This is a genomic window from Heliomicrobium modesticaldum Ice1 (assembly GCF_000019165.1).
GTDB classification, from domain to species: domain Bacteria; phylum Bacillota; class Desulfitobacteriia; order Heliobacteriales; family Heliobacteriaceae; genus Heliomicrobium; species Heliomicrobium modesticaldum.
This window is the reverse complement of the sequence record NC_010337.2, coordinates 351764-372570: the sequence shown is the minus strand read 5'-3', so window position 1 is coordinate 372570 and position 20807 is coordinate 351764. Positions and strand designations below refer to the sequence as shown.

22 protein-coding genes are annotated in these 20807 nt (G+C 57.4%); 12 read left to right on the top strand and 10 right to left on the bottom strand.

The window, feature by feature from the left end:
* The first annotated feature begins 123 nt into the window (after positions 1-123).
* A complete protein-coding gene (locus HM1_RS01695; RefSeq protein ID WP_012281524.1) occupies positions 124-1368 on the top strand; it encodes a globin-coupled sensor protein in 1245 nt (414 codons plus the stop codon).
* Positions 1369-1579: 211 nt separating this feature from the next.
* On the opposite strand, the gene HM1_RS01690 is transcribed toward HM1_RS01695, so the two are convergent.
* From HM1_RS01690 to HM1_RS14310, 4 genes are all read right to left on the bottom strand, one after another.
* On the bottom strand, positions 1580-2083 hold the full coding sequence (locus tag HM1_RS01690; protein WP_041313079.1) for a hypothetical protein: 504 nt from the start codon (positions 2081-2083) through the stop codon (positions 1580-1582).
* On the bottom strand, positions 2080-3099 hold the full coding sequence (locus HM1_RS01685; RefSeq protein WP_012281523.1) for an AAA family ATPase: 1020 nt from the start codon (positions 3097-3099) through the stop codon (positions 2080-2082). Before HM1_RS01685 ends, HM1_RS01690 begins: the two co-directional genes overlap by 4 nt.
* A 281-nt stretch (positions 3100-3380) precedes the next feature.
* Positions 3381-4337, bottom strand: a complete 957-nt coding sequence (locus HM1_RS01680) for a hypothetical protein (protein WP_148207051.1) — start codon at positions 4335-4337, stop codon at positions 3381-3383.
* Positions 4338-4392: 55 nt separating this feature from the next.
* Entirely contained in the window at positions 4393-4854 is a 462-nt protein-coding gene (locus HM1_RS14310; RefSeq protein WP_148207050.1) for a hypothetical protein, read from the bottom strand.
* A 90-nt stretch (positions 4855-4944) separates the two neighbouring features.
* On the opposite strand from HM1_RS14310, the gene HM1_RS01670 reads away from it, so the two are divergent.
* Together HM1_RS01670 and HM1_RS01665 are read left to right on the top strand one after the other, a co-directional pair.
* Positions 4945-5700, top strand: coding sequence for a hypothetical protein (locus HM1_RS01670; protein WP_012281519.1), 756 nt, complete (start codon positions 4945-4947; stop codon positions 5698-5700).
* A gap of 222 nt (positions 5701-5922) precedes the next feature.
* Entirely contained in the window at positions 5923-6624 is a 702-nt protein-coding gene (locus tag HM1_RS01665) for a TerC family protein (RefSeq protein ID WP_012281518.1), read from the top strand.
* 20 nt (positions 6625-6644) lie between these two features.
* On the opposite strand, the gene HM1_RS01660 is transcribed toward HM1_RS01665, so the two are convergent.
* Positions 6645-8666, bottom strand: coding sequence for a M1 family metallopeptidase (locus HM1_RS01660; RefSeq protein WP_012281517.1), 2022 nt, complete (start codon positions 8664-8666; stop codon positions 6645-6647).
* Between the two features lie 143 nt (positions 8667-8809).
* On the opposite strand from HM1_RS01660, the gene HM1_RS16340 reads away from it, so the two are divergent.
* From HM1_RS16340 to HM1_RS01635, 6 genes are all read left to right on the top strand, one after another.
* Positions 8810-8932 carry a hypothetical protein gene (locus HM1_RS16340; RefSeq protein ID WP_012281516.1) on the top strand — a complete coding sequence of 41 codons (123 nt, stop codon included), beginning with the start codon at positions 8810-8812 and terminating at the stop codon, positions 8930-8932.
* A 94-nt stretch (positions 8933-9026) separates the two neighbouring features.
* Positions 9027-9326: a hypothetical protein gene (locus HM1_RS01655; RefSeq protein ID WP_012281515.1), complete on the top strand. Its 300-nt coding sequence runs from the start codon at positions 9027-9029 to the stop codon at positions 9324-9326.
* Between the two features lie 197 nt (positions 9327-9523).
* Entirely contained in the window at positions 9524-10747 is a 1224-nt protein-coding gene (locus HM1_RS01650) for an HD-GYP domain-containing protein (protein ID WP_012281514.1), read from the top strand.
* Between the two features lie 83 nt (positions 10748-10830).
* Positions 10831-11769: a hypothetical protein gene (locus HM1_RS01645; RefSeq protein ID WP_012281513.1), complete on the top strand. Its 939-nt coding sequence runs from the start codon at positions 10831-10833 to the stop codon at positions 11767-11769.
* A 252-nt stretch (positions 11770-12021) separates the two neighbouring features.
* Positions 12022-12480, top strand: a complete 459-nt coding sequence (locus HM1_RS01640) for a NapC/NirT family cytochrome c (protein WP_012281511.1) — start codon at positions 12022-12024, stop codon at positions 12478-12480.
* Between the two features lie 48 nt (positions 12481-12528).
* Positions 12529-13950: an ammonia-forming cytochrome c nitrite reductase subunit c552 gene (locus HM1_RS01635; RefSeq protein ID WP_012281510.1), complete on the top strand. Its 1422-nt coding sequence runs from the start codon at positions 12529-12531 to the stop codon at positions 13948-13950.
* A 115-nt stretch (positions 13951-14065) separates the two neighbouring features.
* Here the strand turns inward: HM1_RS01635 and HM1_RS01630 are convergent, their stop codons facing one another.
* The 5 genes from HM1_RS01630 to HM1_RS01610 all read right to left on the bottom strand — a co-directional run bounded on the left by HM1_RS01630 (position 14066) and on the right by HM1_RS01610 (position 18565).
* Positions 14066-14299, bottom strand: coding sequence for a hypothetical protein (locus tag HM1_RS01630; protein WP_202943744.1), 234 nt, complete (start codon positions 14297-14299; stop codon positions 14066-14068).
* A gap of 100 nt (positions 14300-14399) precedes the next feature.
* A complete protein-coding gene (locus HM1_RS01625; RefSeq protein ID WP_012281508.1) occupies positions 14400-15602 on the bottom strand; it encodes an ABC transporter permease in 1203 nt (400 codons plus the stop codon).
* A complete protein-coding gene (locus tag HM1_RS01620; protein ID WP_041314291.1) occupies positions 15589-16248 on the bottom strand; it encodes an ABC transporter ATP-binding protein in 660 nt (219 codons plus the stop codon). Before HM1_RS01620 ends, HM1_RS01625 begins: the two co-directional genes overlap by 14 nt.
* A 62-nt stretch (positions 16249-16310) precedes the next feature.
* Positions 16311-17252, bottom strand: coding sequence for an efflux RND transporter periplasmic adaptor subunit (locus HM1_RS01615; protein WP_012281506.1), 942 nt, complete (start codon positions 17250-17252; stop codon positions 16311-16313).
* 143 nt (positions 17253-17395) lie between these two features.
* Complete coding sequence (locus HM1_RS01610; RefSeq protein WP_012281505.1) at positions 17396-18565, bottom strand: class I SAM-dependent methyltransferase; 1170 nt, start codon at positions 18563-18565, stop codon at positions 17396-17398.
* 131 nt (positions 18566-18696) lie between these two features.
* On the opposite strand from HM1_RS01610, the gene HM1_RS01605 reads away from it, so the two are divergent.
* The 3 genes from HM1_RS01605 to HM1_RS01595 all read left to right on the top strand — a co-directional run bounded on the left by HM1_RS01605 (position 18697) and on the right by HM1_RS01595 (position 20806).
* Complete coding sequence (locus HM1_RS01605) at positions 18697-19908, top strand: NAD(P)/FAD-dependent oxidoreductase (protein WP_012281504.1); 1212 nt, start codon at positions 18697-18699, stop codon at positions 19906-19908.
* A 75-nt stretch (positions 19909-19983) separates the two neighbouring features.
* Positions 19984-20142 (top strand): rubredoxin, encoded by a 159-nt coding sequence (gene rd / locus HM1_RS01600; protein WP_012281503.1) that lies wholly within the window; start codon positions 19984-19986, stop codon positions 20140-20142.
* Positions 20143-20386: 244 nt separating this feature from the next.
* Positions 20387-20806 (top strand): ferritin-like domain-containing protein, encoded by a 420-nt coding sequence (locus tag HM1_RS01595; protein ID WP_012281502.1) that lies wholly within the window; start codon positions 20387-20389, stop codon positions 20804-20806.
* The last annotated feature ends 1 nt before the right edge of the window (position 20807 follow it).

Genomic DNA, 20807 nt, shown 5'->3' with positions numbered 1-20807 from the left:
GCCTTTCCAAGGGCGAACCGAAAGATGTATAATAATCGGTGACAGGCAGACAAGGAGATGGGGGGAAGCGATATGTTTTTCGGCCGGAACCAAAGTAGCGGCCCTGTAACGATACCAGCCGGCATGTCCATCAACGTATCCGGCGAAGAGGCGAAGGTGGCGCAAAAGCTGCTTAACCTCAGCACGCGGGACTTGGCATTACTAGCGGAACTGCGCCCGTTGATCGAGCCGCGTCTCGACGAGGTGGCCAACAACTTCTATAAGCAGCTCCTTGCAATCCCTGAGTTGAAATCGTTCATCGAAACCCATTCGTCTGTCGATAAGTTGCGGGTAACCTTCAAAGGGTACTTGAAGAGCCTCTTCACCGACAAAGTGGATGACCGCTATATCGAAGAACGTCAAAAGATCGGTCATGTACATAATCGGATCAAATTGCCGGCTTACTGGTACACGGCTGCCTACCAGGCGCTCTTCAACGCCATCATTCCCATTTTGGAAGAGATGCGCGACAAGGGACGGGCGCTGGAAGTCAACACGGCGCTGCAGCGCCTGACCAACCTAGACCAGCAGACGGTCATGTCCGCCTACATCACCGATTACATGCAGGAGATCGACAAGAAGGCAGAGCTTGAAAATGCCCTCAACGAAATTCAACTCCTGCAAACCCGGGTCAACGACTCCAGCCAGACCTTGGCGGCCACCGCCGAAGAGACGGCAGCCTCGGCGGCCGAGATGGCCTCGGCGGCCCAACGCATCGCCCAAAACGCCATTCAGGCCACCCAGTTCGCCAGCCAGGTCAATCAGTTGGCCGAGAGCGGCGAGAAACGGATCCAGCAGACCGGCACGGCCATTGAAAACCTCAACGTCCTGATTCAGGGCATGCAGGACAAGATCAAGGCCCTCGACGAGAGCTCTGAGAAGATCGAGTCGATCGCCGGCGTCATCCAGGGCATCGCCACCCAGACGAACCTGCTCTCCCTGAATGCCGCCATTGAAGCCGCTCGGGCCGGCGAATCGGGCCGCGGCTTCACCGTCGTCGCTAACGAGGTGAAGAAGCTGGCCGGATTCTCGGAACAGTCGGTCCAGGAGATCGCCGAAATGATCCGGATCTCGCGCCAGCACACGCTCGAAGTCTCCCAAGCCATGGTCGATACGAGCAAGGCCATGGACGCTGCTTCCCAACAGGCGGCTGAGGTCGTTCGTAGCTTCGGCGAGATCATCAAGTCCATCGGCTACAACCAGGATAAGGTGAAACAGATCGCCACGGAGATCGAGAGCCTGACAACCACGTCCAAGCAGATCGAGGAAGCCTCTGATGAAGTGGCCCGGTCTGCCGAGGCGCTGTCCGTCATGGCCATCAATCGCTGATCAAGCCTAAACTGACAGGCGCAAAAGAGAAAGCCAGGAACGACGCCTTATGCGCCAACAGGCCTTCGTGCGCTGGTTATCATCGGTAACGGCGGAGAAGGCCTTTCCTTGGGAATGTTTTTTAGTGCGGACGCCCTTGGTGCTGCTTACCGGTAGTGCCTTATCAGGGGCGTCTTTTTCCTTTCAGGCGGTTCAATTTTTTATGTTCTTTCTAAGTGACCACACGTTTTACAGGATAGGGCATAACACGATTCCAGCGCTCACAGTCTATTATTTGACAGTTCGATATGTACGTTCTTCTCCATGGCTGCTCTCCTTCTTTGTTCAATCTCGCACGTAATTTTGTTGTAACGACGGGCAATAGCCTAGGATCAAAATTCAAATTCTCCAGACAGATGAGGACGATGTAGGTAAAGGGTTTTCCATCTCTCTCCATCAGATGTAAGTACGTATAACTATCCCGGCACTTCGGTACCAGTTCCTTAACCACTAGTGTATCACTGTGCATTCGATTGATAAACTCAACCCTGGTTTGTTGCAATGCATGTGTATTGCTCGGATCTTTTACTTCAATAAGCAAAACTGAATCCTCGGTTTCTACCACAAAATCTACAAACTTCATCCCCTCTGGTAGTGTCTGTCCAGGCTGGTCTAGTTTTTCGACAGACAAGGCGCCAGTAAAGTTAAATTCTAACTGGTTCTCCCTGAAAATCAAACCTCTTCTCCTCCCAGCGCCTTATGAACCTCCCGATCATAGAGGTCCAGGTATTTATCTATGATCGCATTTTCATCGATAAGGCTGTAATCACTAGAGGTCGAAATATCGACCGGTTCACCATCATCTTTGCGGAAAAAAGAGTGAAATAATATCTTATCTTCTTTTGTTCGTTGAAGCTCGAATTCCTTCAGTGTCACATAGTCATGGGTCGCAATAAACACTTGTACGCCAAAACGCTGCAACTCCAGTAAGATCTCCACAACGACCCGTACCATCTGCGGGTTAAGATTTGCTTCCGGTTCGTCCCAAAACAAAACCGACCCCTTTAATAGTGTTTCGTTTTGGATCAGTAGCCAAAGCAGCGCCAGCTTTCGCAACCCTTCGGCGAGCAGGGTGAATTCCAACATTCCCTGATTATTTTTTAAGAAAAAGGTTTCGCCTTCTGTGACAACCTTACCCTCTAAGACGTTTTCCAGCTTCCGTAATAGATTGGCCCGGTTCTCCTCCAATGGCCCCCTTTTGGGAGGCAGATAGGCGCGGTCAATGATATCGGCATAGATTTCTTCAAAATGGACGAGTCGCTCCGAATAGAGCGAGCGAAATCCCGGCGCATTCGCCAGCATTTCTTTGACTGGAATATAGGCGCATTTAATCTTGAGCTTCTTCCACTTCTCCTCATTAGCATCAATCGGCGTGTTTTTTGAGTGATTGGTAAAGGTAAGACTGAGTTGCTCTTTATTGCAGGATACAACGATCTTTGCGGTAGTCGACCCTCTTTTTCTCCGCACTAGTCTGCCGATTCTATATTCGTAAGGTAGAAAAATACGTATCATCTTATCGATAAAGCCTTCAAGCCTGCCTGTAATCGCTCCGGCAGCGTATAACGTCTTCATGACATGGGTTTTGCCGGTGCCGTTTTTGCCAATAAAAACGTTTATCCCCGGGGAAAAAGATAAATCGAGACTCTCAAAGGCGGAAAAGTTTTCTGCTTGAAGGCGCGTGAATGTGCTCATCCTAATTCCCCCTATTTTGCTAGGCTCCATTACCAGCCATTCGGACAAAGTCTCCAGCGCACTATACAATGGCGGACGTTATTTACTATTTCGCCAATTCTTTCCCCTATCCTTCAAACCAGTTTACTGGCCAAACAAATGCTCAATCTGTCAACGTAAATGAAGAAAGCCGGGCCATTGCCCAAGCTATCTTTTCCAAAAGCTCACCTTTCGGTTGATAAATCGAGTTTATGTTTATGCAGCGCTGGTGGTCTGGCTTAATCCTTTGCAAGGAAGGTCTGTTAGGTCTGCGTTTTTTGGAGATATCTGGCAGTCGCGCCCATTAAGGCAAGCCGGGAAAAGATGAGGAGAAAGACAGACGTCTGCTGCAACAGGAAGGCGCCGGTCATTCCGGTGATTCCCTCTGCAGGCCACTGCTGCAGCGACCACAGCATCAGCGACAAGGCGATGAGAAAGATGATGTTTAAGGCAAAGCGGGCCAACAGCAGCGGAGCGAGGTGGCGGGTGAGCCCGGATGCTGTCGATCGAAGCAGTCCGAGAAGGCGCCTCTTTTCACCAGCAGGAGACATGACCAGTCGCCAGCGCGCCGCATCGCCGACTAGGCCTAGGAGGTCAGCGATGACCATTATGGATAAGCCCGCGATGAGGAGCGATGCTGCCGGGGACCAAGAAATGGCGTCAAACCGGTTGGACAGGCTGTCGAAAAGCCACCAGAGGCCAATCCAGACTGGCGCCAGCCAGAGGGCGATCTGGAGGCTGGCATAGCCCCAGCAGACGACGCCTTCAAAAAAGGTCCTAAAGAGGCCCTTTCGGTGACGAGGAAAGACGAGGCGGTGACGAAGGGAAGACCAGACGCCGGCTTGCCAGAAGGGACGGAGAAGGGCAAAAAGCAGGAAGGGTATCCATTGCAGGTTTTGCCAGAGCTTCCCGGCGGCTGTCGACGAGAAGGGAAACAGCAGATCATAGTAGAGAGAGATCTGCATGGCATCCCAATCGCGGGGGTGGCTTCCTGCGACGAGCGAAAGTGCGGTGGAGACGCCGGCAGCAGACGGTTCGCCGGGTACGGATAAGGCCGCCAGCGGCGGCAGGGCATGGGACAGATAGGAGAAAAGGGGAATCAGCAAGGGGATCAGTAAAAGTGCCTGAAACAGCCATGTTAGAAGGGCGACAGGCCAAAGGGATAGAGACAGTCTAATTCCCGATCGGAAGATGAACCATAGGTGCGCCAGGATCATCACCTCCTGATCACATCCTATGGCTTCTCCAAATCGGACAGACCGCAAAGAGCCTTCATCAACCAATCCTCGTGGTTGATGGTGGGAAAACGCCCAAGGCAACCGCTTGATACTCTCTGAAAATCGCTTCGGCCGTTTCCTGCTCCTCCTCTGTATCACATTCCACTGAGACGATAATCTCTCCGGAAGGGCCGGGAACATTGTGATGCAAGTCTTTGCTCATCTTTTGGTCTACCCAATAGCCGATACCTGCTCCCAGAAAAAATCCGATGATCCCGAGGGCGATGGGTCCAACATACAGGACAGAGCCGAAAATGACGCCGAACAACATGCCGATCGAGGCAGACAGGGCCATTCCGTCGAACAAACTGAGTCCGTCTGATTTATACATCGAATCGATCACCTGAGAGGTTGCGCTCACCGTGGCGTCGAGGGGAACGACGCGCACTTTTTCTCGGTGAAACCCTTTTTCCAACAGCGCATAAATCCCTAACTCTGTCTTCAGGGTCGTTTTGAACAACCCGTAGATCAACCGCATAGGATCACCTTATTTAGTATAAACGAAAAAAACATGGCTATTCTAAGGGCAAAGTGCGCTGGAGGATAAACCATGAGCCAGTTTCGCATCAAGCGAATGCAGATGGCCGGCATCTCCCTAGGGATCTTTCATAAAAAAAACCCTTGGATGGCTGCCTGGTGGTCGGCGGCGTTGCCCGGTCTGGGGCATCTATGGATGGGTGAGTATTTTAAGGGCCTGATCCTCATGACCTGGGAAAGCTATGTCAACTTAAAGGCGAACGTGAATATGGCCATTCTGTATACCTTTACCGGGAGGTTTCAGGCCGCACAGGACGTCATCGATGAAGGTTGGGCGCTGGTTTACGTCTCCGTTTTTTGTTTTGCAATCTTTGACGGGTATCGCATGAGCGTTGAGTTAAATACGCTTGTCGATCTGGAGCGAAAACAGAAAAAACGACAGCTTAAGTTTACCAACTATTCCATCGTGGGAGTCAATTATTTAAGTCATAAAAATCCCTGGGTTGCGGCCGGTTGGTCCGCCCTGTTCGTCGGGTTTGGTCACATCTATAACATGAAGACGGTAAAGGGCGTCATCCTCTCATTATGGCTGGTGACCATCATTTACCTCTCCCATTTTCCACAGGCAGTCATCTATACATTTACCGGTCGAATGGAAGCGATCGGCAATCTGTTGGACTATCATTGGCTGATGTTTTTTCCGTCCATTTACGTGTTTGGCATCTGGGATTCCTACAATGACGCCGTGGAAATGAACAAGCTCTTTGAAGAGGCCTTCAAGCAGCATCTTAGAAGGCAGTTTGGTGATGATAGCCACTTAAAGAGGTAAAGGACTGGCCTGTGGAAAACTTGTTCTGAGAAAGACCCCGCTCACGGTTCTGGTCTGGAACAAAGAGTGTGCCTAGCATCGGGCACACTCTTGATCATTCCGGGGTTTCGGTCTTGCTTTCGTGCCAAAAGCAGGTCCGCCTCAGCAAAAAAGATTGGAATGATATTCAAATCATTCTTTCTCGAACAGATAAGCACCATAAGCGTAAAGGAGGCGTGTGGTTTGGAATTTATCACACCGGCTTTTGTCAGCTCATTGCTTGCCATTGTCGCCATCGATTTAGTCCTTGCGGGGGATAACGCTATCGTGATTGGGTTGGCGGCAAGAAACCTTCCGAGGGAACATCAACGAAAGGCTATCATTTGGGGGACAGTAGGGGCGATAATCATACGCGCGATCGCTACGGTAGCCGTCGTAGGGCTGTTGAAAATCCCCGGCTTGCTCTTCATAGGGGGCTTGCTGTTGCTTTGGATCGCCTATAAGCTGATCGTCGAAGAAAAAGAGCATGACATCAAGCCGGAAAAAAATGTAATGGCAGCGATCCGAACGATCGTCATCGCTGATGCTGTTATGGGCATCGACAATGTGCTCGCTGTCGCAGGCGCTGCCCACGGCAGTTTCCTTCTCGTTGTTCTGGGACTATTGATCAGTGTGCCCATTGTCGTATGGGGCAGCACCCTCTTTATTCGGTTGGTGGAACGGTTTCCGATCATCCTATATCTTGGCGCCGGTGTCATCGCTTGGACGGCCGGTTCGATGGTAACCCATGAGCCGTACTTAAAAGGTGGTATCGCCGGCACGCCGGTTCTGGGATGGCTGGTGCCTGCTGTTTTTACGGTTGGGGTGATATTACTGGGCAGGAGCAAAAAGCAGGCGGCACTCAAGGCATCCTTCAGAAAGGACTTTGAAAAAGAGGAAAAATAATCAGCCGTGAATCACGCCCCTTATAACCCCACCGCCATCAACCCTTGACAAACAGCCGCCACGAAGAGCGACCATCGCAACGCCGCTGCGTTGTTTTGTTCTTTTGCCCAGAAATTGTTTAACCGGTTGATGTCCAAGGCCAGTTTCTCCCCAGGGTCGACTACCACCGCCTCCGGTGCTGTGCCAGGCAGGGTAAACTCCTTGTACCGCTCTCCGTCATCCCAGAAAAACTGCTGCCTCTGACCGTCTTTTCCGATGACCGCCACTTCTACAGGCGCACCCAGTTCGCCCCGGCGGTCGATGCGGATCGTCCAGACGGGGCCGTCGGGGCCCTTCGCCATTCGGACGGAACCGACGGCGTAGTCGAGGGCGCCTGGGGTAGACAGCCATTGTTGAAACAGTTTGGCTGCCCGATCGCCCGCCTTTTCGGCGACGATGCGCAGGAAGTCCTCCGTCCCGGGGTGGCGGAAGGACCAGCGGCTGCAGTAGGTCGACAGGATCGCCTGCATCTTCTCTTCGCCGATCAGCCGCTCCAGCGAATAAAGGGCGAGGGCGGCGCGGTTGTAGACGGAGACGGCGTAGGACTGTTCGGAGGCGAATTTCCAGGAGTCCAGCCGGATCGGATCGGGAACCCAGGGGCCGAGGGCGGCGCGAAAGAGCCCCGGACAGCCGTCCCGCAAAGGTGAGTACAATAGGGGGAAGCCGAAAAAGCGAACCGGGATGCGCGTGTCCGCCTTGTAACGTTCCAGGATCTTGCCTTCGGTGTAGGTGGTCAATCCCTCGTCGAGCCAGGCCTCCTCAAACTCGTTGCTTGCTACCAAGCCGTACCAATACTGGTGGGCCGCTTCGTGGATCAGCAGGCGGTCCGGTTCAGCGGAACGTTCGCCGGGGAAGCTCGGCGTGCCGCCGGTGATCAGGGTGGGATACTCCATCCCGCCGGCGCCGGGAGCGTCAGCGGGTGGGTCGATCACCGTCAAAACGGCATAGGGGTAGGGGCCGTAGGCGGCCAAACCCTCCAGGGCGGCGGCGACGGCGTCCAGTTGTCGATCGGCCGTATGGACATGATCCTTTTGGCAATAGAGGCGAATCTCCACCGGCCGGCCGCCTTGGGGCGTGACGGTGCGGGTGAAGAGGCGAAAACGCGGATCGGCAGACCAGGCGAAGTCGTGGACCCAGGCCTGGCCGAAGCGGACGGTCTGGAGGCCATCCTGCACCACTGGCGGCGCCGTCTCCTGACCGGTAGCGCCTACGGTGTACCCTTTCGGCAGGGTGATCTGCACGTCGTAGTTGGCGAAGTTGGCGTAAAACTCGCTGTTGGCGTGGAACTGGTGCAGGTTGAACCCTTCCCGGGTCCGGCCTCGCTGCCCGTAGCGCTCAAAGGCGGCCAGCTTGGGGTACCACTGACCGGCCATGACGAAGGGCCCCGCCGTGCCGGAGCGGGCGTAGACGCGGGGCAGTCGGGTGCGAAACTCGATGGCCAATTCCAGCCTTTGGCCTGGGCGGAGGGGACGGGGGAGGTCGACGGCGGCCAGGGTTTTATCGTTCAGGTTGTTGTCATCAGGTTGGATGTAGCGGAGGCTTTTGGTCACGTCGATGCTTTCCCCGTCGTAGTTAGCGGTGATCCGGGTCACTTCCATCTCGCCATCGTCGCCCTGGCCGGCTGTGTAGCCCCGGTGCTTGCCTGACGATTCCTTCCGGAAGGTGGAGCCGGGACGGAAGGCGTTGGGGTAGAGGTGGAGCGCCAACTGTTCCAGCGGTTGTGCGCCGGGAAAAGGCCAGGTCAAATCTACCCGACCGACGATGGTTGTCCTTTCGGGGAAGTAACGGCACTGGATCCGATAATCGAGGGGCGGCGCCGAGGCTGGAAGCGGCGGTTTTTCGGCATAGGCGGCCGGCAGCGATATAGGGGCGAGAAGTTCGAGTTGGAAAAGGCCTATTGGAAAAAAACCTATCGGGAAAAGTCCTATCACTGACAGGGTAATGGCCAAAAACAAGGTGATCGAGAGAAAAGAAAAATAGGGAACACGAGGGCGCGCAACCATGCCGATCCACTCCTTACGGGCAATTCCCCTTTTCCCTATAGCATGCCAGTTCCGGCGGCAGAACATGAGGTTGCGCCGGTTCTAACCGAAAAGGTCGGCGCATAGGGTTTGGGATAGACGGTCCTTGAGGAGGAGGGAGGACGGTGGGCAATCCCCTCGACGGAACGGCCTTCGAGTTTTTGCGCTGGGCCTGGTGGGGCCTGCACATCCCGGTGATCATGATGCTCTTTTACCTCGGCCACCGCTATTGGCCGAAGCGTCGCTGATTGAAGCTTCAACCTGGAGGGGCTGGAACCCGTCGCCTTGTCCCCGAATATCATGATCGCAGATGAGATTTTGTTTTTGGGGAGGCAGCGGGTTATGGATTTGAGCAACCTAAAAGAGGTTCTGGGCCAGTTGATGAATCAAGGCAATATCAATCTGCCCATCGGCGCCGAGCAGGAAAAACAGGTCAAGGGGTTCATCGACAAGGTGAAACAAAAGAAGGGTCTGAATGACGCCGAACGCAATCAGGCGGTGCAACTGGTGTCACAGTTCACACGCTACCTGTCGCCGGAACAGGGCAAGCAGATCAAGGCACTGCTCGATCAACTGATGAAGACCCAGAAGGTGTCCGACAAAGACAAGGCGGCACTGGAGCAGATTCGCAAGATGCTCTAAGATCTATCAGCTTCTCATTCATATGTTGTGGCAAAGAAAGCCCCCGCGCAGGCGGGGGCTTTTAAGATCAGGGGAGTGGCTCTAAAATCGGAGTGGCATTGACATTGAAAATTGTTTTCAATTAAAATGAAAAGGACTACATAAAACCGTCTTCAGGGAAACCGGGGAGGCGCTGCGTTGCATAGAGGAGGGCTAGCATGTCCGTCAACAGGGAGTTTGCCCACATTTCGTTTCATCAGACGTTAGAACAGCCGGCACCTGTCCATGTCGCGCTGCCTGACTTGATCGGCGGTTTTTCACTGGCCATCGACCTGGCGGAAGGCAAGCCCTTGCGGCATGCCCAGTCGATCTCTTTCTTGGCCGACCATGTGGCCCAGGCGCTTTGCATCGGCGGGAGTGAGCGGGACGCCCTTTACTACGCCGCCCTGCTTCATGATATCGGTGTGTCTTCCCAAAATCAACTCTGCCCCCTCTGCCAGGTTTTTGAAGAGGAAGGGAAACTCGATTCCGTTACGAGTCTCATCGATGCCGACCAAGCCTTGCATCGGCGATGGGAGCGATGGGACGGCAGCGGTCCCTTGGCGTTGCGCGGGCAGGCTATCCCGTTGGTGGCGCGCATCCTGGCCGTCGCTGTGGCTGCAGAACGGGTCGGCGGAGAGCACCGCGATTTTTGGAACTGGCGGACCCGAGTCGAGGATTACTTCCAGCGCGACACCGGCGTTTTTGATCCGGCCATTGTGGCCGCCCTGAAGGCGCTGCTGCGGGACCGCGCCTTCTGCCTCGATCTCTTTGCCTTCTCCCAGGGACGGGTCGTCGATCGCTTCCGTCCCGAAGAGACAATCACCCTGGCCGGCGGGACGATGCACCTGCTCGGCAAGGCCTTCGCGCGTTTTATCGACGTGAAGACGCCCTTTACAGCCGATCACAGCCGCAATGTGGCTGACTGGTCTCGGCGGATCGCCGGCGCTATGGCTTTGCCGGAAGCGCGGAAGCATCAAATCTATCTGGCCGGATTGCTGCACGATCTCGGCAAGATTGCCATCCCCAAGGCGATCCTGGAGAAGGCGGGCCCCTTGACGGCGAAGGAGTTTGATCTGGTGCGGAACCATCCTTACTATACGGCCTGTATATTGAACCAGATCCCGGCCTTGGAGACGATCGCCCTCTGGGCGTCGGCCCATCACGAGCGGCTTGATGGATCCGGCTATTTCCTGGGGATCACCGGAGAGATGCTGCCGATGGAAGCGCGCATCATCGCCGTAGCCGATGTCTACGAGGCGTTGGCGGCCGACCGTCCTTACCGCAAAGGGTTGGAGACAGCGGCTATCCAGGGGATGCTGAAGGAGATGGCCTATCGGAGACATCTGGACGCCGACGTGGTCGAGGCCTTGGACGGGCTTCTCGGCGGACAATGTTGTTAAGAAGATCCTTTGCACCAATTTTTTCCGCCTCCAGTACACTATAGTGGATATCCTTGGACGCTATAGGATCCGGAGGTGGGGCTATGAGGCGAAGAACCGGCGCCCGGCGCCGCTCCAACAGCCGGCGCCGGGGCAACATGCCCGGCGATATTGTGAGTTTATTGGAAGCGGAGGAACGTTTGCAAGCTCCGGCAGTGACAGGGAGGAGACGTAAAAGGAGAACGAAGAAAAGAACCTCCCTTATCCTTCCCTGGGAGCAGGACCGCCCTGACAGGGGCGATGGCAGCGGAGAGGGCAGAAATGGAGATGGAAGATACAGAGAGGGCGGGAGAGGAAAGGGCAGAAGTGGAAAGAAGCATGCCGGAAAAAAGGCGGCCCTTGAGGATGTCAGCGAAAACGACACTGAAAGGAGCGCTGATGGAGAATCTTCGCCCGATGTCAGTTCCATCCTGTCTAACCTGCTGGCTTTGCCGGCCATAGGTGACAATGTGGCGGCGGGAGATAAGACGGGTGTTCCCGGTGACGCGGACCGGTCGGGCGACGGCGGAGAGGGAGGCAGCGGTGAATCCCTGGCGCTGCTGCGCACGCTGATGGCAAAGGGCCTTGATCTGGAGCGGATCGAAAAAGAGGTGGCCCGCCTCAAGTCCAATGTCCACCGGATGGAATCGATGGCCAGAGAGGCCGACAGCGCCCTCGATTCTCTGGTGCGGACGATGGGCTACTTTGGCATCAAGCCGAAGCGGGGGACCTGGGTCTATAACCGGATGCGCCGCCTGGAAGAGCAGGATGCGGCGGCGGCTGCGGCCTCTTCGGCCCCCGCGCCGGCCGGCACCGGCGTCGGCGGCCTCGACCTGGGCGCCATGATGAACCTGGCCTCCATGTTTCTGGGAAAAGGCGGTGGGGGAACGGCTGCTGCCGCGCCAGCGTCGAGAGGGATCATGGGCACGGTGATGAACCTGATGAAGTCGCCGACGGTGCAGAACCTGGTTCTCGACGGCATTGCCCGGTTTTTGAAAAAGTAGCATGACGCCTGTGAGGGTCGCTCCGGACAGTGAAGCCGGAGTGATTTTTTTCGCCAAGCAGGGAAAGGACTGATGGTTCGAGAAAAAGTGCCACAAATTTCGTGAATGCAGAAACTTTCTCCAAAATGGTGATAAAAATCACAAAATCTACGGCGATGATTTTGTACACTGAAGGAAAAAGCGGAAGGGGGATGAGCCGCAGCAAGGGTTCGAAGGAAGGAGATTTGTCCGGAGAAGGGGGGGAACGACGGGGTGGATAGGGCGAAGAAGACAAAGATCATCATCCTCGCCGGCGGCATATTTCTGTTGGCGGCTGGCACAGCAACGGCGGCCATGCACAAGATTACCGGCAACTCCGCTTTTTGCGGGACCTGTCATGTCATGGACAACTACATGGCCTCCTGGCAACACTCCTCCCACCGGGAGGTGGCTGGTTGCAACGACTGCCATACGGACCAGCGGAACTTTGCCGCCAAAACCTGGTCCAAGGTGTATGCCGGTTCGCAGCATGCTTTCGTTAACACGGTGCTAACGCCACCGGACCACCTAAAGCTCTATGAGGCCAGTAAGCCTATCATTCAGCGCAACTGCCTGCGCTGTCATGACGACCTGGTAGCCCAGACCAATTTGGCGAAGGCAGAACCGGACGGCCAAAACTGTATCGATTGCCACCGTTCCACACCCCATGGGAGAGAGAGGCCGAGTACATAGCCTGTCGCAGCACTGATTGTTCTTATTGAACCGAAAGGAGAGGAGCCGATGATCAGAAAGAAGTGGATCCTTGCCATCTGGTTGGTCCTGCTGGTCGCCTTTGCTGCAGTCGCAGTGGCCGGGTGTGGCGGAAAGCCCGCTTCTACGACGGCGGCGCTGGGCGACACTGGTTTGGCGCCCGATGAGATGGATCTGGACAAGTTTGCCAAGCTCTATCCCCACCACTACGACTCCTTCATGAAAAACGCCGAGATGAGCAGCGTCGGCACCAAGTACGGCGGCAACCTCGAAAAAGATAGCCACCTGGAGAAGTACCCCTACCTGAAAAGCCTCTTTGGCGGTTACGCTTTCTCTCTCGAATACAACGAAGATCGAGGCCATGTTTATACGATGAAGGACCTGGCCACGGTCAAGCGGGTTACCAGCCTGCCGAACGGAAAAAAACAGATCGGCTCCTGTCTGACCTGCAAATCGGCGGAAGTGCCCGGTATGATCGCCAAGATGGGCGAAGCCTATTACACGACGCCGGTGGAGGAGCACCTGAAGAACGCCACCCATGGCATGACCTGCTCCAACTGCCATGATCCCCAGACGATGAAGCTGCGCGTCGTCCAGCCCGCCTTCATCGACGCGATGAAACGGCGCGGCGAAGACGTGACCAAGGCCACCCAGCAGCAGCTGCGCGACTATGTTTGCGCCCAGTGCCACGTGGAATACTACTTCAACCCGGCTAAGAAGGGAGAAGTGACCTTCCCCTGGGACAAGGGCTTCACCCCCACCGCCATTGAGGCCTACTATGACGAGGTGGCGGCGAAGGAGAACAACTTCAAGGCCGACTGGACTCAGCCGGCGACGGGCGCGCCGCTCTTGAAGGCACAACACCCCGAGTTTGAGACCTTCCAAGGCTCCATCCACCAGATCAACGGCGTCACTTGCGCCGACTGCCATATGCCCTATGTGAAACAGGGCGGCCAGAAGATCACCAGCCACTGGTGGACATCGCCCTTGAAGACGATGGAACAGTCCTGTCTCGTCTGCCACCGCGAGCCGGTGGACAAGCTGCGCGACTATGTGCTCCAAAAGCAGGATCTCACCTTCGAGATGCTGAACAAAGCCGGCACATTGACCGAAGTGGCCGGTAAGTCCATCAACAAAGCGATGCAGGCCGGCGCCAGCGACGCCGACTTGGCGGAAGCCCGCAAGCTGCTCCGGTCGGCCCAGTGGTACTGGGACTTCGTCGCTGCCGAGAACTCGATGGGCTTCCACAACACGCCGCTGACGATGAACACCCTGGCCAAGTCCATCGATCTGGCCCAGAAGTCGACCATGGCCGCCGCCAAGGCCGGCAACTTCCACGACATCCCTGAAGCAACGCCCTACAGCGAATTCATCAATGAACGGCTGAATACCAGGGGTTGGCCTAAGGATAAAGGCGAGACAGCGAAACCGACAAGGACCAATTGGAAGTAAACGATAAGGAATAGAGAATCATCGATGTAAAATGGACCAGGCTGCTTCTGACTTTGTCGGCAGACTGGTCCATTTGGCATGAACGTCATTGATATGGTATGCCGGCGCGTCTTTTTCATATGAAACGGCGGGGGATGGGCAGCTGTCGGTCGCTGCCGCACTGGGGGCAGACGAAGAGATGGGTGCACACCACGCCCGGCGCGGGACGGTCGGTCCCCTCTAGGAGCCCATGGCTGCCGTCGGCGCGGCTGTCTTTGTTCAATGTTTGGAATGCCTCATCGAGTTGATCATCGATATCATAGGGGCTGTAGGGCTGGGCGTAATCCTCCAACCGCCCCCGGTCCTCCATCAGGGCGCTGCAGCGGCGGCAGGGGATGGAGACGCGGGCGAGGCCGTTGCAGGCGGGGCAGACTGATTCCAGGCAGCATCACCTGTTTCTGTACAGATTCTCACTCGTAGCGGAGGGCGTCGATAGGATCGAGCCGGGCGGCTTGCAGCGCCGGGTAGAGACCGAAGAGGAGGCCGATGCCGGAGGCGCCCAGGATGCCGAGCAACAGCGCCTCTTTGGAGAGGATGTGCGTCAGGCCGCCTGTGTCCCAGCCGGCCCAGCAGGTCAGGCCGTAGACGGCCAGGACCGAAAAGACAGAGCCGGCGGCGCCGCCGGCAGCGCCCAGGAAGAGCGCCTCGAGGAGAAACTGCGTCATGATCTGTCCGGGCGTCGCCCCCAAGGCGCGCCGGATGCCGATCTCCCGGGTCCTTTCTCGCACAGAGACGAGCATGATATTGAGGATGCCGATGCCGCCGACGGCGAGGGAGATGGCGGCGATGCAGGCCAGGAAGGCCGTCAGTGTGCCCAGGACCTTGTCGCTCACCTGAAGGGCGTCGTTTTGGGAGAAGACCTGCACATCCTTCTGCCGGTGCGACTTGGCCAGCACCGAGAGGATCCGCTCGCGCACCAGGGGGACCCGCGAGGGGTCTTCGGCGCGCACAAAAATGACGCCGATGTTTTTCAAGCCCGAGAAGTCCTGGACGGCCGTCACCGGCGCAACGACGATGCGGTCGCGGTCATGGATGAGAGCCCTTCCTTTTTCCTTCAAAGTGCCGATGACTCGGAAGGTGGCACCGTTCAGACGGATCATGTGGCCCTCCGCCTCGGCGTCCCCGAAGAGGCTTTCCTTCGCTTTTGCGCCGAGCAGGACCACATGGCTGCGGGCGATGACCTCGCTGGCCTGAAACATGCGCCCGCTGGCCAGTTCATAGCCGTGAACGAGGAGAAAATCGGCGTTGTCGCCGTAACAAGTCACGCTGAGGCCGGCCTTTGCCCTTTCGGCCCGGGCCGGGACGGTCAGGTTGGGGTTGACCTTGTCCACGCCGTCGATCTGCCGCAGCCGGTCCGCGTCGCTCAGGGTGAGATTCATGGTGATGAAGCCGGGACCGTGGCCGGCATCTTCCCTCCCCGACATGACCATCAACAGGCCGGCGCCCAGTTCGGCGATCTGACCTGATACCTGCCGTCGCACCGTATCTCCCAAGGACATGAGGGTGACGACGGCGAAGACGCCGATGACGACGCCAAGCACGGTCAACCCCGAACGGAGCCGGTGGGCGGCGATGCCTTCTACGGCGAGGCGGATATATTCACGCAGTTGCACAGAGCTTCCCATCCTTAATTCGGACGACCCGGTCGGCCCACTTCGCCACATCGGGGTCGTGGGTGACCATGACGATCGTCTTGCCTTCCCGGCGCAGGGCTGCGAACAGTTCGAGGATCTCCTGCCCGGTCTGTTGGTCCAGGTTGCCTGTTGGCTCATCGGCCAGGATCAGGGCAGGATCGTTGGCCAGCGCCCGGGCGATGCCGACACGCTGCCGTTCACCGCCAGAGAGCTCTGTGGGCCGGTGATGCAGCCGGTGGCCGAGGCCGACCCGTTCCAACAGCTCCTTCGCCCGGCGGCGTCGTTCTTCCGGAGCGACGCCGGCGTAGAAGAGGGGTGTCTCCACGTTCCGCCAGGCCGTCAGGCGCGGGAGCAGGTGGAATGACTGGAAGACAAAGCCCACCATGGCGTTGCGCAGGCGGCAGAGTTCTTTTTCGGTGAGGCGGGCCGTCTCCTGTCCGGCCAGCCGGTATTGCCCTTCGCTGGGACGGTCCATGCAGCCGATGAGGTTCATCAGCGTCGACTTGCCGCTCCCCGAAGGGCCCATGACAGCCAGAAACTCCCCTGAGGCAACAGTCAGGTCGATGCCGGAGAGCACCTGCAAAGGACTGGCGCCGAAGGGGAAGGATTTTCCGACGGCATTCATTTCTATCAATTTACCTTGCAAGTTGTTTGGCAAAAGAGACTTTGGGGATTTTGGCAGTGTCTTCATGTCTTCGTTCCGCCCTCCCCCTTGGGCGCTTTCTCCGACCCCGGCCCATCCGCTGAGCCCGGTCGGTCCGACCCTTTTGGACGAACGCTCTGGCCTGAGGTGAGTTTGACGTCGCCGGGGATGATCACCCGGTCGCCAGGTTGGATTCCCGAGAGGATCTGCACATAATGGTCATCGCGAAGCCCCGTCTCTACCGTAACGGTGATCGCCCGCCCCTTGCGCAGCAGGTAGACCTGGGATTTGCCTTCTTCCTCCCAGAGGGCGTCTACGCTGACGCGTACAGCCTCGGCCTGTTCTTCCAGGATCACCCGCCCTTCGGCGGTCATGCCGGCATAGAGGGTAAGACCGGGAGGAGCGCTCAAGAGGACGCGGAACCCTTTGTTTCCCTCATGGTCACGGCTGATGACGCGGGATACGGTGAGGACCTTGCCGGAAAATACCTGTCCAGGATAACCGGCCAGCGTCCATCGGACAGCCTGATCGGGCGCCAGTTTGAGCACATCCGTTTCATCGACCATCGCTTGGATGACCAGATCGGTCGGATCGGCCACCTCGGCCAGCGGCGTTCCCGGCGGAACCCAACTGCCGGTGGCGACTTTTTTCTCCATCAACTGCCCGGCGATCGGAGTGGTGAGCGGCTGACCGGCGATGCGGGCCACCGTGTCGCCTTCATTGACCTGTTCTCCCTCGGCGACGATCCACTCGATGGGACCGGGGATGCTGGAGAAGAGGGTGTTTTGCCGTTTGGCTTGCACCTCGCCGCTGATCCAGAGGTCTTTTTGCACTGGTCCTTTGTCGACGGTGACGGTGACAACCTCCGGCGGGCTCGGCAACAGGGCGTACAGGCCCGCCAGAAGGGGTAACGTCGACAGGAGCAGAACGATGATGCGCGGTGGCAGGCTGGTGCGGGACGGCAAGAGTCGCCGCAGTTTGATCACGCCACAATCCCTCCAAAAAAAAAATACCGGACGGCCTAAAATCAGGTGCGTCTGGTATTTTTGCCTTTTTCGGTGGATTCTATGAGGGGCCGAAGCGGTCTTTCGATGGAGCGAAGCTGCTTTGCAACAAAGAGCGCTGTTCTCTATCGGTTTGTCGCGCCGAGTCCGGTTAAGGGGAGAGGCGGGAGGCCTTTCGATTGGATGAGGACCTTGAATATCTCGCCCATGCCCCCCGGCAACAGCACCTTTTTCAAGGCCTGATGGCGTCGGAAATCCTCCACGGTCATGGCGGGACCTGTCAGCAGGTCTTCCGGCCGAAGCCAGTGGGCGAGAAACCACATCTGGCTTATAAGCCCCAGGTTCTGCCAGCCCAGTTCGGAGGCGACTGACTGCAGGGACGTAAAGTCCAGGTGGGCCGTCATATCTTTTTCGCCGACGTCTTCCAGCGGATCGGCGTCGGCCCGGTGACGGCGGTAACAGACGAGGGTACCCTCGTATCGCTCCGGGCTGTAGAGCTTTTCGACGGGGTGACCGTAATCGACGGTGAGGACAAAGCCGCGCGTCAGCAGGCGATCGACGGCCTTCATCCAATCGGCGGCGGCCAGGTTGACCTCGAAGAGCTGACCCTCTTCAAGGGTGACGCCCTTTCCGGTGATATGACGGGCGATCCAGTCTTCCAGACAGGGGTCCGATAGAGGACCGTAATGCCAACAAAAGGGGCCAGCATGGGCCGTCCCTTTCGCCACATAGAGTTCCCAGGGACGGCCGTCTTTGTGGATCAGGCGGTGCACCGGCAGGGCGTCGAGGAACTCGTTGGACAGGACCACGCCGGTGAGGCCGCACGGGAGAGCCTTCGCTGCCGACCAGCCGTAGGAGCCCGGTATGGCTTCGGCCGGATCTGGGTATACCGTTAGCGGCAGTCCGGCGAGGCTTTCTCGCTGGTGAGCGCGCAGGGTAGGGCTGATCTCGACGAGGTGATAGACGAGCCGATCGGCCAGGGGACCTGCGGTCAAGGCTTCCAGCACGGCTTTCGCGAGCAGTCCCCGCCCCGGTCCGAATTCGATGATGTCAAAGCGGTCTGGCCGCTTCAGGTGCTCCCACATCTCTGTCAGTTGCCTTCCGATGACGCGGCCGAACAAAGGACTGATTTCCGGAGCGGTGATAAAGTCGCCCCTTCGACCCATGGGGGGATCGCCGGCGGTGTAATAGCCGTGCCGGGGATGATACAGGGCCAGCTCCATATAGTCCCGGAAGGGAATCGGGCCCTCAGCCCGGATGCGATCGCCGATTGCCTGCTGCAGTGGACTGGACATGGCAGGACCTCCTCGATAGGGCTTTTTTCATCATACCACGAACCGCAAGGGCAATCCAGGAATGGCGGAAGGACAAAGGTTGCGGCGGTGCGAATCATACATTATTCCCATGATCGAGGGAGGTGCCTCTGTTGAGCCATAGAGAACAGATCCTCATCTTGGGCGGCGGGATCGCCGCCCTGTCGGCGGCTGAAGCCGCCCGACAGGCCGATCCGGAACGGCCTATCACCATCTGTGCAGAGGAAAGCCACTACCCCTACTACCGGTTGCGGCTCTCCTTCCTGCTTGGGCAATCCTTCGACAAGGAGAGTCTCTTGATCCACCCGCCTGCTTGGTACGATGAGCGCAATATCGTCGTGCTGACGGGGCGGCGCGCCCGTTCCATTGATGCGGAGCGGCGCATCGTCACCTTGGAAAGCGGAGAGACCATCCCTTACGGACGCCTGGTGATCGCCGTGGGCGCCGCTGCTTTTTTGCCGCCGCTGCCGGGAACGGAGCTCCCCGGTGTCTATACGGTGCGGCAAGTGGACGATGTGGCGGCGATCAACACCGACCTGCGTCCCGGCCGCCGGGTGATCGTCGTCGGCGGCGGGATCCTAGGGCTGGAGGCGGCCTGGACGCTGCACGAGCAAGGGATCGCCGTCACGGTCGTGGAGCATGGTCCACGTCTCCTCAGCCGCCAACTGGATGCGGGCGGATCGCGGCTTTTGGAGCGGCTGGCCGCAGACGAGGGCATCACCATTCTTACCGAAGCGGACAGCATGGCCATTGAGAAAGGGGAAGGGGTGCTTCGCCTGCGCCTCGCCGACGGGCGAACGGTCGAGGGGGAACGGATCATCTTCTCCACGGGGATTCGGGCCAATCTGGAACTGGCGCGATCGGCGGGGATCGCTGCGGGGCGGGGCATCTGTGTCGATGAATGGATGCAGACCTCTGTTCCCGCCATTTTTGCGGCTGGCGATGTGGCGGAGTTTAAGGGCAACCTGCCGGGGCTCTGGTCGGTCGCTGCCGAGCAGGGAAAGAGGGCGGGGCGCAACGCGGTCCTCCCGCAGACCGATTGGACGCCCTACCGTCCGGCGGCGCCTTCGAACATGCTCCACGTCTTCGGGATCAAAATCTTTTCGCTCGGTGCGGTTTCCTCGGGAGTCACACTGGGCGATGAGGAAGCCAGCGCCAAGGAATACAAAAAGTTTTTCTTCAGCGACGGCCGGCTGGTGGGGGCGGTCCTCATGGGCGACCTGAAGTGGGCCAATCGGTTGAAGGCGGCCATGGAGAGCGGCCGTGATTTTTCCGGGGCCACGGGGACCATGGAGGCCTTTTTGGCGGCTCTGGCGGATGAATAAGGTCTTTTTTGGACAGGCTTGGCAATGATTGCATTGATTTGTTATGATGAGATACGAGAAAGGAGTGAACCGGTCATGAAAAAGTACGGCTGTCTGGTTTGCGGGTATGTGTATGATCCCGCCAAAGGAGATCCGGACAACGGCGTTGCTCCCGGAACCCCCTTTGAAGAGCTTGCAGACAACTGGGTCTGCCCTCTCTGCGGCGTCGGCAAGGACGAGTTCGAGACTCTATAATCGAGATCCAAAGGAAAAATCTTGAGGGGAAGACCCTTGGGAGCGATTTTTCGCTACCGCTCTCTCGGAAATCGGGAGGGCGGTTTTTCTTGATTCACCGAATAGGCCGATAACCGCCGGCCCATACTATCGGGGGGAAGGAAGCAAAAAATGCTGGATCATGGTTGACAATGGGAAAAACCACGGCTATACTAAAGATAAATTAAGTAGTAACAATTATTATTATTATCAGGAGGTTGCCGGAATGGAATTTGTCAATGAAGTGAAACTGGGTGTCACCAAAGGAACTGTCGTGGAAGATGCTGTGAATGCCAATTTCCGCGGTGAGACGCAAGAGACGGGCCTCTACCTGGCCATGGCCCGCCAAGCCCAGCGGCAAGGCTACCCTGAAGTGGCGGAAGTGCTGAAGCGCATCGCCTGGGAGGAAGCGGAGCATGCCGCCCATTTTGCCGAATTGAACGGGATGATCTCCGAATCGACGAAGGAGAACCTGGAGAAGATGCTGGCCGGCGAGATCGGCGCCAATAAGGGCAAAAAGATGGCCGCCACTGAGGCCAAGCAAAACGATATCGACGCCGCCCATGATTTTTTCGATGAGTCCTCCAAAGATGAGGCCCGGCACGCCCAGATGCTCAAAGGGATGCTGGACCGGTACTTCAAGTAAC

Bases quoted from the DNA above. Each gene is read 5' to 3' on its own strand.
- HM1_RS01695 (WP_012281524.1), top strand. From the start codon at position 124: ATGTCCATCAACGTATCCGGCGAAGAGGCGAAGGTGGCGCAAAAGCTG.
- HM1_RS01685 (WP_012281523.1), bottom strand. From the start codon at position 3,099: ATGAGCACATTCACGCGCCTTCAAGCAGAAAACTTTTCCGCCTTTGAG.
- HM1_RS01670 (WP_012281519.1), top strand. From the start codon at position 4,945: ATGAGCCAGTTTCGCATCAAGCGAATGCAGATGGCCGGCATCTCCCTA.
- HM1_RS01660 (WP_012281517.1), bottom strand. From the start codon at position 8,666: ATGGTTGCGCGCCCTCGTGTTCCCTATTTTTCTTTTCTCTCGATCACC.
- HM1_RS01655 (WP_012281515.1), top strand. From the start codon at position 9,027: ATGGATTTGAGCAACCTAAAAGAGGTTCTGGGCCAGTTGATGAATCAA.
- HM1_RS01650 (WP_012281514.1), top strand. From the start codon at position 9,524: ATGTCCGTCAACAGGGAGTTTGCCCACATTTCGTTTCATCAGACGTTA.
- HM1_RS01645 (WP_012281513.1), top strand. From the start codon at position 10,831: ATGAGGCGAAGAACCGGCGCCCGGCGCCGCTCCAACAGCCGGCGCCGG.
- HM1_RS01635 (WP_012281510.1), top strand. From the start codon at position 12,529: ATGATCAGAAAGAAGTGGATCCTTGCCATCTGGTTGGTCCTGCTGGTC.
- HM1_RS01630 (WP_202943744.1), bottom strand. From the start codon at position 14,299: ATGGAGGACCGGGGGCGGTTGGAGGATTACGCCCAGCCCTACAGCCCC.
- HM1_RS01620 (WP_041314291.1), bottom strand. From the start codon at position 16,248: ATGAATGCCGTCGGAAAATCCTTCCCCTTCGGCGCCAGTCCTTTGCAG.
- HM1_RS01610 (WP_012281505.1), bottom strand. From the start codon at position 18,565: ATGTCCAGTCCACTGCAGCAGGCAATCGGCGATCGCATCCGGGCTGAG.
- rd (WP_012281503.1), top strand. From the start codon at position 19,984: ATGAAAAAGTACGGCTGTCTGGTTTGCGGGTATGTGTATGATCCCGCC.
- HM1_RS01595 (WP_012281502.1), top strand. From the start codon at position 20,387: ATGGAATTTGTCAATGAAGTGAAACTGGGTGTCACCAAAGGAACTGTC.